The following is a 13,313-nucleotide window of genomic DNA, read 5'->3' as shown; positions in this document are numbered from 1 at the left end:
CGCCGCACTGGAATGATTGGGGAATTCCACGTCGCCGCAGCCCGGCGACCTATCGATACGCCACGGGCCGCCCTTGGGAGGGGGATGTCATGAACCACTATCAGAATCGCCGGAAGACACCGGTTACCGCACTCGCGTTCTCGATCGCCGTCGCCCTGCACACGCCTGCCTTCGCGCAGTCGCAGGACACGTCGGTCACCACAACGCCTGCCCCTACCGAACTCGACCGCATCGAGGTGGTGGGCACGTTCCGCGCCAGCCTGGAGAAGGCGCTGGAGGAAAAGCGCTACAGCGCCGAACAGATCGACGCCGTGGTCGCCGAAGACATCGGCAAGTTCCCGGATCTCAACCTCGCCGAAGCGCTGCAGCGCATTCCCGGCGTGGCGATCGACCGCGACGCCGGTGAAGGCCGCTCGATCACCGTGCGCGGCCTGGGCCAGGATTTCACCCGCGTGCGCATCAACGGACTGGAGGCGCTGGCGACCACCGGCGGCACCGACAGCTCGGGTGGCGCCAACCGCGGCCGCGGCTTCGACTTCAATGTGTTCGCATCGGAGCTCTTCAGCAAGCTGACGGTACGCAAGACGCAGTCGGCGCAGGTGGACGAAGGCTCGCTCGGCGCCACCGTCGACCTGCGCGGCGCGCGTCCGTTCGACTACGACGGTTTCACCAGTACCGTGACCACCCAGATGGGCTACAACGACCTGTCGAAACAGTGGGACCCGCGCTTCTCCGCGCTGATCAGCAACACGTGGGCCGACGGCAGGTTCGGCGCGCTGCTCTCCGCCGCGTACAGCGAGCGCAACCTGCTGGAGGAAGGCTACAGCGCGGTGCGCTGGGACAACGGTGCCTCGTCCAACGGCTTCTGCAGCCCGGTCGGCTACGCTCCGCAGAACAACACCAACAACAGCGGGCGCGGTACCACGGCCCTGAATTGCTCCACCGGCAATCCACGCCCGGCCAATACGCAGGCCAACAACGATGCCTACCGCCTGGCGTCCGCGACCACCACCTTCCATCCGCGCCTGCCCCGGTATGGTCGGCTGACGCACGAGCAGGAACGTCTCGGCGTCACGGCCGCGCTGCAGTTCAAGCCCAGCGACCGTACCCTGCTGAGCTTCGACGCGCTGTACTCGAAGCTGGATGCCACGCGCCAGGAGGATTTCCTGGAAACGATCTCCTTCAGTCGCTCGAACTCGCAGGGCGGCAAGTACGAAACGCACGTGCTGCAGGCCGAGGTCGATGATCGCGGCAACCTGGTCTATGGCGTGTTCGACAATGTCGACGTCCGGTCGGAGTCGCGGTTCGATGAGCTCTCCACCGAATTCAGCCAGTACAGCCTGAGCCTGGAACAGGACGTCACCGACCGGCTGACGCTGAATGCGATGGTCGGCACCTCGACGTCCGAGTTCCGGAATCCCGTGCAGACCACGGTGACCTTCGACATCCAGAACCTCGATGGCTACAGCTGGGACTACCGGGGCAACAGCCGCCTGCCGGTGATCACGTACGGCAGCCTGGACGTGACCAGCCCGTCGGCCTGGCGCTGGATCAGCAGCCCCGCCGCCAATACCACCGGCTCGGAAATCCGCATCCGGCCGCAGGGGGTCGACAACACCTTCGACACCGGCAAGCTGGATCTGGATTTCGCGATCAACGAGACCTTCACGCTGCGGGGCGGCGTGTCGTACAAGAAATTCCAGATGGACACCTGGGAGTTCCGCCGCGCGAGCGAGACGTCGGTGCCCGCACTGCCGGCCGGCACCACCCTGGCGGACCTGTCCACCCTGGTCACCGGCTTCGGCCGCGGACTCGACGGCCGCGGGCCGAGTGCGTGGCTCATTCCGGATCTCGGCGCGATCGCCAGCCTGTTCGACATCTACTGCAACTGCAACACCGGCCTGCCCGGCGGCGACTTCACCCTCAGCAGCATCACCAACGGCAACGCGCGCGGGAACAACCGCAGCATCGGCGAGGAGGACTGGGGCAGCTACCTGCAACTGGACTTCAACACCGATCTTGCCGGGCGTCCGCTGCGCGGCAACGTCGGTCTTCGCTATGCCACCACGGATATCGATGCCAGCGGCTATACGTCGGTCGGCGGCGGCAGTCCGGTCACCGTCAGCAACGACTACAAGGACTGGCTGCCCTCGTTCAACGTCGCCTGGGACGTCACCGACGAGCTCGTGCTGCGTTTCGGTGCCGCCAAGGTGATGGCGCGTCCGCAACTGGGCAACCTGTCGCCCGGCGCCGGCGTCACCACGACCGGCACGCCGAACATCCGCGTGGGCAATCCGTATCTGGACCCGTTCCGCGCCAAGACCTACGACTTCAGCGCGGAATGGTACTTCGCCGAGGACTCGGTGCTTTCGCTGGCGCTGTTCTACAAGGACATCGAGACCTACATCCAGGAGCTGCGTGAGAACATCGCCTATCGCGATACCGGCCTGCCGCTGGAATGGGTGCCCTCTACGTTCTGGGACGTCCAGTTCGACGTGCGCACGCCGATCAACACGCCTGGCGGTCCGTTGAAAGGCTTCGAACTGAACTACCAGCAGCCGTTCACCTTCCTGCCGGGCGGCTTCCGTCACTTCGGCGTGCTACTCAACTATACGCACGTCGAATCGGACATCGACTACGCGGTGCCCGGATCGTTCCCGGTGACCTACATCGCCAACGACCTGGTCAACCTGTCGACCGATTCGTACAACGCGACGCTGTACTACGACAACGACACGTTCAGTGCCCGCGTGTCGACCTCGTTCCGGGACGACTACCTGCAGCGCGTGCCGGGCCAGAACAACAACGACGTGGAAGGCAAGCGCAGCGCGCGCAGCGTGGACGTGTCGATGTCGTACAAGTGGAACAAGCAGTTCACGCTCACCTTCGAAGGGCTCAACCTGACGGACGAGTTCAACGACCAGTACGTGGATTCCGTGGGCGATCGCGCCTCGGTCTACCACCACACGGGCCGGCAGTACTACGTGGGCGCACGGTTCAACTTCTGAGTCCCGCCGGCGGGCGTCCCGCAGGACGTCCGCCGCACGGTCCAACGGCCCCGCCACGGGCTCGCTCATGCGGGAACGCGCGAGCGCACCAGTGCCGCGGCCGCGCATCCGCCGACGATCCTCTCTTGACCTCACGCCCGCCATGCATGCCAGCCGGAAAGCAGAAGGCCCGCCGATGGGCGGGCCTGTCCGAACGTTGCCGGCCTGCGCCGGCAGCGTTCGCCTCAGCGCAGCGGCTCTCCGCGTGGATAACGGCCGGACACCGGCTCCATCGTGTCGAGATTCCATTCGCTCTCGACGAAGGGCTTGCGCGCTTCCTTGTACTGGGGATAGCCGCCCACCTGCTCCTGGCTGTCGATGATCTCGCCGCGCCCCTCGATGACATCGGCCACGATGCGACGGTCGATCAGGTCGCGGTTCCAGGGCGTGGCGCCCACCGTTTCGATCACCGCATCCTGCACCTTGGCGGATGGCAGCAGCGCGACGCCGAACGGCAGCGCCGGTGCGCTCTTCAGGCGGTTGAGCTTGACCGGCGCGGTGGTATAGCTGCCGGTCTCCTGAATGCTCGTGTTGCCCACGCGGTCGACGATGAGGTTGTCCTGCGCATACAGGTCGAGGTCGCCGGAACCGCCGATCATCAGGAAGGCCAGCGGTTCGGTCGACCTGCCGGCGCGCATGACGTTGCCGCGCACCACCATCTCGCCCTTCGAGTACGGATGACCCAGCCATTCTTCGGCGATCAGGTTGTAGTGGATCGCTCGCTGGCCCGGGTTGTAGATGAGGTTGTTGATCACCTGGCCGCGCGCACCGCCCTTGAACAGCGGGCTGCGTTCGTAGTTGTGCGCGTACAGGTTGCCCACGATCAGCACGTCGTTCACGTGGTCGTGGATCAGCGACCCCTTCGAGTGCTCGCCCTTCGGATGGGTGGCGTGTGCGAGTCCCTCACCGATGATGTTGTTGCTGTAGGTGATGCGGCGCGACGCGTTGGCCATCCACTCCGCCTCGTTCTCGCCATGGAAGCGGGTGCTGGAAGCGCTGAGGTTCTCGTCCGTCGCCCAGGTCAGCGAACAATGGTCAACGATCACGTCGTGCGCCCCACGCACCGTGGTGATGGCGTCGATGTCGCCGGAACGCTTCGGCTTGCCGCCGTCGCCCGGCCGGATACGCAGATGGCGGATCACCACGTCATGGGCGGCGATGGTCAGGCCACCCTTGATGAGGGTCACGCCGGGGTGCGGCGCGGTCTGGCCGGCAATGGTCAGGAACGGCTCGTCGATGCGCAGTTCCTTCATGCCGAGATCGATCACGCCGCCGACCTCGAACACCACGATGCGCGGACCCTTCCCGGTCACCGCTTCCTTGAACGAGCCGGGGCCGTCCGCGGCCAGCGTGGTGACACGGACGATCCTGCCACCGCGCCCTCCCGGCGTGTGTGCCGCCGCGCCCTGTGCGCCGGGAAAGGCGACGCTCGTGGCGTCGGCCGCCAGCAGCGGTGGCGCGGCCAGCAGCATCAGCATCGCGACCAGACCGCAGGTCAGTCCGCGGGCCCGCGCGGGGAAACGGATATGAAGCATTGGCTCCCTCCCAGGAGTGGATCGACGCATCGTGGCATCGGGATGGGTTTTTGCGGCAGTGCACATTGTCAATGACACCGGTTTACCATATACAGGCCATCAACCTGCACTGTCACTCGGCAGTGCAACAAAACGCAGCGGGGAGAACCCACTTGAGCAACGACCAGAATGCCCTCGCCGACGCGCGCGCCGCGGTGCCCGCACTGGCCGCCATCGCGGACAGTTTCGTCGGCGCGCGCCGCCAGGGCAGGGCTTTGCCGGGCTTTCCCGGCGATATCCCCGACGACCTCGTTACCGCCTACCGCGTCCAGGATCTGGCGATCGCGCAATGGCCGGACCGGGTGGTCGGATGGAAGGTCGGATTCATCGCGCCCGAGCGCCGCGATGCGTCCGGCGACGAGCGCCTGCTGGGGCCGATCTTCGCAAAGCAGCTGCAGATGACCACCGGTAGTCAATCGGTCTTCGAAGTGTTCGAGGGCGGCTTCGGCGCGGTGGAAGCCGAATACGTGCTGCGACTGGACGCGGATGCGCCAGCCGGCAAGCTCGACTGGACGCCTGAAGAGACCGCCGCCGTGCCATCGACGCTGTTCACCGGCATGGAAGTCGCCAGCAGTCCGCTGGCGACGATCAATCAGCTGGGTCCGCGTGTCGTCGTGTCCGACTTCGGCAACAACAATGGCCTGGTGATGGGCGTCGAGATCCCGGACTGGGCCCATCGCAGCGATGCCTCGCTGGCGTGCACCACCTCGATCGACGGCCGGCAGGTCGGACAGGGAGGCGCGACCACGCTGCCCGGCGGGCTGCGTGCCGCCTTCGCGTTCGCGCTCTCGCGTTCGGCGCGCCGCGGCCGCCCGCTGAAAGCCGGCGACCTGATCGCCACCGGCAACGCCACCGGCATCCACGACATCCTGCCGGGCCAGCGGGCGTGCATCGCGTTCGACGGTCATGGCAGCATCGACGGCGTGGCCACGGCTGCGACCGCGAAGGACGAGGGAGACTGGCGCGCATGATGAACCGTCGTCGTTTCCTGGGCGCCGGCCTGGGCGTGGCGGCCGCGCTGCCGATGGCAGGCGGCCGGGCATTCGCCGACGAGGGACGGCGCGTGCTCACCGCTACCGACGTGCACGTGAAGGACTATCCCACCGTCCAGGCCGTGCGCTGGATCGGCGAGACCCTCGCGAGGGAGACCGGTGGCCGGGTGACCCTGCGCCAGTACCACTCAGGCCAGCTGGGCCGCGAATCCGAAGCCATCGACATGGCGCGGTTCGGCGCCATCGACATGACGCGCGTGTATGCCGGCGCGCTGAACAATGCCTTCCCGTTGACCCAGGCGCTCTGCCTGCCGTACGTCTTCGATTCGGTCCCGCACATGCGGCGGGCGATGGACGAGGGCGTGGGCCAGGCGGTGCTGGACGGTTTCGCACGGCGCGGCCTGGTTGGCCTGGCGATCTACGATTCGGGCGCGCGGTGCTTCTACAACACCAAGCATGCCATCCGCGCGCCGGCCGACCTGCATGGCCTGAAGATCCGCGTGCCGGTGTCCGACATCTTCATCCGCATGCTGCGCCTGTTCGGCGCCAATCCCACTCCGCTGTCGCTGGGCGAAGTGTTCTCGGGGCTGGAGACGCACATGATCGACGGCGCGGAAAACAACATCCGCAGCTTCCACTCCAGCCGGCATTTCGAAGCCGCGCGCTACTGGTCGCAGACCAACCACTCGTACGCGCCCGACGTGCTGCTGGTCTCGCAGCGGACGCTGGACAGCCTCCAGCGGCGCGACCGCGACCTCCTGATCGACACCGCGCGCCAGTCCGTCGGCGTGATGCGCACGCTTTGGGACGCATCGGAAGCGGAAGCGCGCGGCGCCGTCTTCGCGGCCGGGGTCGAGCGCAACGACGCGGACCTGTCCGCTTTCGCACGGGCATCGCAGCCCCTGCTCTCCGAATACCGCAGCGATCCGGCGATCGACACGCTCTACCGCCGCATCCGCGACCTGGCCTGAGGATCGACCATGTCAGAAGAAACCACGCTCCTTCCCGCCACCCCGGTACAGCGCGGCATGGACCTGCTGTCCGATGCCGCGATCGCCATCGCCGTCGCCGCCCTGCTGGGGCTGGTGGTCGTGCAAGGCTGGCAGGTCATCGCGCGTTACGTCATCAACGATTCGCCCAGCTGGACCGAACCGGTCACCGTGCTGCTGCTGACCACCGCCATGAGCCTGGGAGCCGCAGCTGGCGTGCACACCCAGCGACATTTCGGTTTCTTCCTGTTGGCCGATGCGGTCGGTCCGCGCCTGAAGAAGGTGCTGCATGCCATCTCGCCCCTGGTGATCGCGGCCATTGGTGGCGTGATGGCGTACTGGGGCGCGGTGCTGCTGTTCGACGGCCTGGACATCCGCATCGCCGGCGCGCCGATGCCGCAGAGCATCGGCTACCTGCCGCTGTCGGTCGGCGGGACGTTGATGGTGGTGTTCGCCCTGTACCGCCTGTTCCTGGTGCTGCGTGCGCCGCTGACCGACGAGGCCCGCTGACCGATGGCGATCACCCTGCTGTTTTCCCTCTTCGCGATCCTGCTGCTGATCGGCGTGCCGGTCGCGTATGCGCTGGCTGCGGCTTCGCTGGCGACGCTGCTCTATCTCGACCTGCCCAGCATCGTGCTGGTGCAGCAGATCTCGTCGGGCACGGGCTCCGCATCGCTGATCGCCATTCCGCTTTTCATCTTCGCGGGCGAGATCATGCTTCGCGGCGGCATTTCCGAGCGCCTCATCAGCCTGGCCGCCTCACTGGTGGGACGTTTGCGTGGTGGCCTCGGCCAGGTCAGCATCCTGTCGTCGCTGTTCTTCGGCGGCGTATCCGGCTCGGCGATTGCCGACGTATCGGCCGTCGGCGGCACGATGATTCCGCAGATGGTCAAGCGGGGCTATGACCGCGATTTCGCCGTCAACGTCAGCATCACCGCTGCCTTGGTGGCGCTGCTGGTGCCGCCGTCGCACAACCTCATCCTGTTCTCGGCGGCCGCGGGCGGTGGCCTGTCGATCGCCGACCTGTTCGCCGCGGGCATCGTGCCGGCATTGCTGATGACGGTCGTGCTGATGTTCACCGGCTGGGCGGTCGCCTGCAGGCGCGGCTATGGCACCGAGCCCTTCCCCGGCATGCGCGCAGTGATGCTGCGGCTGGTGGCCGCGCTGCCCGGTCTCGGCCTGGTGGGACTGATCTTTTTCGGCATCCGCGCCGGCATTTTCACAGCGGTGGAGAGCGCCGCGATCGCGGTCGTCTACGCACTGCTGGTCACCAGCGTCCTGTACCGGCAACTGTCGGTGAAGGAATTCTTCGCCACGGTGACGCATGCGGCGCGCACCACCGGCGTGATCCTGTTCGTGATCGCGACGGCCGCCGTCTTCGGCTGGCTGCTCGCCTATCTGCAGGTCCCGGCCGCTGCGGTCGATGCGCTGCAGTCGATCGCACACAGCAAGTACACCGTGCTGCTGCTTATCGTGCTGGTGCTGCTGGTGCTGGGCACGTTCATGGACCTGGCTCCCATGATCCTCATCTGCACCCCCATCTTCCTGCCCGTCGCACGCGCGTACGGCATTGATCCGATCCACTTCGGACTGGTGCTGGTACTGACGGGCGGCATCGGCCTGGTGACGCCGCCGGTGGGATCCGTGCTGTTCATCGGTACGGCCATCGGCAAGATCACCATCGCGCAGAGCATGCGCACGATCTGGCCGTTCTGGCTGGCCGGCTTGGCGGTGCTGCTGGTGGTGGCGCTGTTCCCCGACCTCTCGCTGTGGTTGCCGCGGGCGTTGAAGGGATGATCGCGGTGCGTGCCCTAGCCATCGCGTTGCTGATCGCATCCTCGTCCGCGATGGCCGCGCCGTCGGATGACGCGCCTTCGCTCGCCGGCTTCGAGGACGCCATCCACCACTGGCGCAACGTGCATGGCGATGCGTACCCGCGCTATCTGCCGGAGGACGTTGCGAAGATCGCCGACAACATCCTGCGCTACCAGCGCGTGGACGGCGGCTGGATCGAAAACCAGGATCCGGCGAGGATCCTGGACGATGCCGAGAAAGCGCGTTTCGATGCAGAGGCGCGCAAGTCCGGCGGTAGCTTCGACAATCGCAACATCTACACCCAGCTCGACTACCTGGCCACGGCGTATGCGATCACCGGCGACGTACGCTATCGCGACGGCAGCCTGAAGGGCTTGCAGTTCACCCTGGCGCAACAGATCCCCTCGTGCGGGGGCTGGCCGCACACGGTGCCGGCCACGCAGTCCTACCACCCCCACATCACCATCGCCGACGACGTCACCGCCGGTGTGCTCGGCACGCTACGCAAGGTGGTGTCGGACACGCGCCGCTACGCCTTCGTCGATGCCGCGCTGCGCGCCCGCGTCCAGTCCGCCGTCGACGCGGGCGACGCCTGCCTGCTCCGGCTGCAGATCAGGCAGGGCGACGCGCTTGCGGGCTGGGCGGGCCAGTACGACGCGCAGACGCTGGCGCCCGCGCAGGGACGCAAGTTCGAACTGCCTTCGATCACCGGGCAGGAAACCGTCGGCGTGGTGCGCTACCTGATGTCGATTCCCGACCCGTCGCCCGACGTGGTGAAGGCGGTCGACGGCGCGGTCGCGTGGCTGCGCCGGGTGGAAATCACGGGGTTGCGCATCGAGACATTCGAGGCGCCCGCCGAGCAGTTCCAGTACCACAGCAGTACGAAGGACCGCCGGCTGGTGGCCGATCCGACGGCTTCCGGCCTGTGGGCGCGCTTCTACGACGTGAAGGACAACAGCGCCGTCCTCGCGACACGTGACAGCCAACGCGTCGCGCGCTACGAGGACATCCCACGCGAGCGTCGCACCGGTTACGAGTGGTACGGCAGCTGGCCGAAGCGGCTGCTGTCGAAGGAATACCCGCAATGGAAGGCGTCGCACCCGGCGACGCCCTGAGGAAGCTCCGCATGCCGTTGATCAGGCTCATCGCCGTCGCGCTGTCCTTTTGTTTCGCCTTCGAGGCAATGGCCGCGGACACCACACCTCCCGCCTGGAAGCGCGGTATCGAGCATCAGCGCCAGGCCGACCTCGGCGATGGCACGTTCCTCAATCCGGTGCTGGCGGGCGATCGACCCGATCCGTCGGTGCTCAAGGATGGCGACGACTACTACCTCACGCTGTCGTCGTTCACGGCGTATCCGGGTTTGCCGGTGTGGCATTCGCGCGACCTGATCAACTGGCAGCCGATCGGCCATGCGATCACGAAGAACGTCGGCTCGATCTGGGCGCCGGACCTGGTCAAGCACCAGGGCCGCTACTACATCTACTTTCCCGCGCGCGTGGGCGGAACGGAATCGCCCCGGCGCAGCAACTTCGTCGTGTGGGCCGACGACATCCGCGGGCCGTGGAGCGAACCGATCGACATCGGCCTGCCCGGGCATATCGACCCCGGCCACGCGGTGGGCGAAGACGGCAAGCGCTACCTGTTCCTCAGCGGCGGCGACTATGTGCAGTTGGCCGACGACGGTCTGAGCACCGTCGGCGCGGTGAAGCATGTCTACGACGGTTGGCGGTATCCCGAATCCTGGGATGTCGAAGGCTATGCGCAGGAAGGCCCGAAGATCACCTTCCGCAACGGCTGGTACTACATGGTCACGGCGGTCGGCGGAACGGCCGGCCCGCCCACCGGCCACATGGTGATCGTCGCGCGTTCGCGTTCGATCCATGGTCCGTGGGTGAACGCACCCAACAACCCCGTGGTGCGCACGACCTCGCGCGACCAGTACTGGTGGTCGCGCGGCCATGCGACGCTGGTCGAGGATGCCGCAGGCCAGTGGTGGATGATCTACCACGGTTACGAACACGACTTCTGGACGCTGGGCAGGCAGGCACTGCTCGATCCGATCGAGTGGACGGAGGACGGCTGGTTCGTCGCCAAGGGCGGCGACTTGAGCCAGCCGCTGCGTAAACCCGCGGGCCAAGCGCTGTCGCCGCACGGGATGGCGCTGTCGGACGACTTCCGCAGCGGCAAGCTCGGCCCGCAGTGGGCCTTCTACGACCCGGCGCCGGACGAGTCGCGTCGACTCACTTTCGGCGATGGCGTGATGGCGCTGCAGGGCAAGGGCACCGCGCCGCGCGACAGCTCGCCGCTGGGCATCATCGCGGGCGACCTGGCCTACCAGTTCGAGGTCGAGATGGACGTCGAGCCCGGCGCGCAGGGTGGCGCGGTGTTGTTCTACAACGACCGCCTGTATGCCGGCGTGGGCAGCAACGGGGAACAGTTCGTGATGCACCGTTACGGGCTTGAGCGCCCCGGCAAGCTGGCCCCGAGCACCAAGGGCGGCAAGCTCTGGCTACGGGTCACCCACAACCGCCATGTCCTCACCCTCCATACCAGCACGAACGGCAAGACTTGGACCAAGTACCCCGTGCAGATGGAGGTCTCCGGCTACCACCACAACGTGGCCGGGGGCTTCCTCGCCCTGAAGCCGTCGCTGTACGCCGCTGGCCAGGGCAAGGTGCATTTCCGTAATTTCCGCTATCGCGCGCTGGACTGACCCCCAGCCGCTAGAATCCCCTCGACCGACGACCGGACCCGCATCGCCCCATGCCCGCGCGCAAGAAGCCCGAAAGCCCTGCCAGCCTGCCCACCGGTGGCAAGGCCGCCACCATCAACGACATCGCGCGTCTGTCCGGCGTCTCCAAGAAAACCGTGTCGCGGATCATCAACCACTCGCCGCTGGTGCGTAAGGACACGCGCGAAAAGGTCGAAGCGCTGATGCGCGAGGTGGGCTACTCGCCGGATCCGATGGCACGCGGGCTGGCGTTCCGGCGCTCGTTCCTGATCGGCATGGTCTACGACAATCCGACGGCGCAGTACATCGTGAACATGCAGTACGGCGCGCTGGACGCCTTGCGCGATTCGGGCTTCGAGCTCGTCGTGCATCCCTGCGACAGCCGCAGCCCCGGCTACATCGACGGCGTGCGCCGTTTCGTGCAGCAGCAGAAGCTGCACGGCGTGATGCTGGTGCCGCGCGCGTCCGAAGACCAGGCGCTGGCCGACATGCTGGCGGAGATCGGCTGCCGTTACTCGCGCATTGCGTCGGTTTCGATGGACGAGCCCTCGCGCATGGTGGTCACCCATGACCGCGACGGCGCGGCCGAAGCGGCCGAGTACCTGTTGTCGCTGGGCCATACCGACATCGCGCTGATCACCGGCCCCAGTGCCTATCGCTCCTCGATCGAACGCACCGATGGCTTCGTGCAGGCGCTCGCGAAGCGCGGCCTGGATCTGCCGAAGTCGCGCATCATCGAAGCGGGCTATACATTCGAATCCGGCGTTGTCGCGGCCGAAAAGCTGCTGTCCGGCAAGAACCGGCCCACCGCCATCTTCACGGGCAACGACGAAATGGCGGCCGGCGTGTACAAGGTCGCCATGCGCGCCGGCATCAGCATCCCGCGCCAGCTGTCGGTGGTCGGCTTCGACGACAGCCCGCTGGCCTCGCGCCTGTGGCCCTCGCTGACGTCGGTGCGCCGCAACACCCGCGATACCGGCCGCACCGCGGCTGCCATGCTGATCCAGCCGGAAGGCACGCCCGTGCTCGCCGCCGCCAGCATCCGCCCGCACCTGATCATCCGGGACTCGTCCCAGCCCCCCGAATAATCCGCCCGGTGCGGCTGCGACACCCCTGCCGCACCGCAAAATGACACCGGTTACCAAAGCCCGTAGAATCGGCCCACGACCTACCCGACGCCCTGTTCCACACGCGTCCGCATCCACGGAGTTCCGCCCATGTTCTGCAAGACCTACCACGCCACCCACCCGGACATGATGGACGGCGCGAGCAACGACCAGCTGCGCGACCGCTACCTGATCGGCAACCTGTTCGTCGCCGACACGGTGCAGCTGAACTACTCGCACAACGAGCGCTTCGTGATCGGTGGCGCTGCACCGGTGTCGCAGAAGGTCGACCTGCCGCGTCAGACCGAGCCCGCGTCGGCGGCCGGCAAGCCGTTCCTTGAGCGCCGCGAGCTGGGCGTCATCAACGTTGGTGGGGGCGCCGGCAAGGTCACCGTCGACGGCACCACCTACGCGCTGGGCCCGAAGGATGGCCTGTACGTGGCCATGGGCAGCACCGACGTGGCATTCGAATCCGATGACGCATCGCACCCCGCCAAGTTCTACCTGACCTCGACGCCGGCGCACGCGCGCTTCGAGACCAAGCAGCTCTCGATCAAGGATGCCGTCGCGCTCGAGCGCGGAGCGCTGGAGACGAGCAACGAGCGCACGATCTACCAGTTCATCGTGCCGGCGACCTGCCAGTCGTCGCAGCTGCTGCTGGGCCTGACCGTGCTGAAGACCGGCAGCGTGTGGAACACCATGCCGCCGCACCTGCACGACCGCCGCAGCGAGGTCTATTTCTACTTCGACCTGGCCGACAACGACCGCGTCTACCACTTCATGGGCGAACCGGACGCGCAGCGCCACATCGTCGTGCAGAACGACGAGGCCGTCGTGTCGCCGCCGTGGTCGATCCACATGGGGTCGGGCACCAGCAACTACGCCTTCATCTGGGCGATGGGCGGCGAGAACCTGGACTACACCGACATGCACGTGCTGGACATCTGCCAGCTGAAGTGACGGGCGTGCCGTAGAGCCGAGCTTGCTCGGCTGAACCACCATCCGAAGCCGATGCATCAAGCGCAGCGGAGCAAGCTCCGCTCTACCAGAAGTGCA

At 66.8% G+C, this 13,313-nt stretch carries 10 protein-coding genes; 9 read left to right on the top strand and 1 reads right to left on the bottom strand.

Translation table 11 applies throughout. The features are described from left to right. The first annotated feature begins 89 nt into the window (after positions 1–89). Positions 90–3,008 carry a TonB-dependent receptor gene (locus ACSQ19_RS09960; RefSeq protein WP_435996681.1) on the top strand — a complete coding sequence of 973 codons (2,919 nt, stop codon included), beginning with the start codon at positions 90–92 and terminating at the stop codon, positions 3,006–3,008. A gap of 224 nt (positions 3,009–3,232) precedes the next feature. Here the strand turns inward: ACSQ19_RS09960 and ACSQ19_RS09955 are convergent, their stop codons facing one another. After that, positions 3,233–4,582 carry a pectate lyase family protein gene (locus ACSQ19_RS09955; protein ID WP_435996679.1) on the bottom strand — a complete coding sequence of 450 codons (1,350 nt, stop codon included), beginning with the start codon at positions 4,580–4,582 and terminating at the stop codon, positions 3,233–3,235. Between the two features lie 152 nt (positions 4,583–4,734). Here ACSQ19_RS09955 and ACSQ19_RS09950 point away from each other — a divergent pair, with 152 nt between their 5' ends. The 8 genes from ACSQ19_RS09950 (at position 4,735) to kduI (ending at position 13,217) form a co-directional block, all read left to right on the top strand. Next, positions 4,735–5,592 carry a 2-keto-4-pentenoate hydratase gene (locus tag ACSQ19_RS09950; RefSeq protein ID WP_435996677.1) on the top strand — a complete coding sequence of 286 codons (858 nt, stop codon included), beginning with the start codon at positions 4,735–4,737 and terminating at the stop codon, positions 5,590–5,592. Then, on the top strand, positions 5,589–6,584 hold the full coding sequence (locus tag ACSQ19_RS09945; RefSeq protein WP_435996675.1) for a TRAP transporter substrate-binding protein: 996 nt from the start codon (positions 5,589–5,591) through the stop codon (positions 6,582–6,584). The genes ACSQ19_RS09950 and ACSQ19_RS09945 overlap by 4 nt, the downstream gene beginning before the upstream one ends. A gap of 9 nt (positions 6,585–6,593) precedes the next feature. Next, entirely contained in the window at positions 6,594–7,112 is a 519-nt protein-coding gene (locus ACSQ19_RS09940) for a TRAP transporter small permease (protein WP_296279344.1), read from the top strand. Positions 7,113–7,115: 3 nt separating this feature from the next. Next, positions 7,116–8,399 carry a TRAP transporter large permease gene (locus tag ACSQ19_RS09935; RefSeq protein ID WP_435996672.1) on the top strand — a complete coding sequence of 428 codons (1,284 nt, stop codon included), beginning with the start codon at positions 7,116–7,118 and terminating at the stop codon, positions 8,397–8,399. Then, positions 8,396–9,532 (top strand): pectate lyase, encoded by a 1,137-nt coding sequence (pelA, locus tag ACSQ19_RS09930; RefSeq protein WP_435996670.1) that lies wholly within the window; start codon positions 8,396–8,398, stop codon positions 9,530–9,532. The genes ACSQ19_RS09935 and pelA overlap by 4 nt, the downstream gene beginning before the upstream one ends. Before the next feature lie 68 nt (positions 9,533–9,600). Continuing rightward, complete coding sequence (locus ACSQ19_RS09925) at positions 9,601–11,133, top strand: family 43 glycosylhydrolase (protein WP_436000935.1); 1,533 nt, start codon at positions 9,601–9,603, stop codon at positions 11,131–11,133. 50 nt (positions 11,134–11,183) lie between these two features. Further along, positions 11,184–12,239, top strand: coding sequence for a LacI family DNA-binding transcriptional regulator (locus ACSQ19_RS09920; RefSeq protein WP_435996668.1), 1,056 nt, complete (start codon positions 11,184–11,186; stop codon positions 12,237–12,239). 129 nt (positions 12,240–12,368) lie between these two features. Then, complete coding sequence (gene kduI / locus ACSQ19_RS09915; protein WP_435996666.1) at positions 12,369–13,217, top strand: 5-dehydro-4-deoxy-D-glucuronate isomerase; 849 nt, start codon at positions 12,369–12,371, stop codon at positions 13,215–13,217. Positions 13,218–13,313 lie beyond the last annotated feature (96 nt).

Origin of the sequence: Pseudoxanthomonas sp. LjRoot127 (assembly GCF_964253495.1) — a bacterium.
Taxonomy (GTDB): Bacteria; Pseudomonadota; Gammaproteobacteria; order Xanthomonadales; family Xanthomonadaceae; genus Pseudoxanthomonas_A.
Note: the sequence above shows the minus strand (reverse complement) of the source record. Positions and strands in the feature narration are given on the sequence as shown.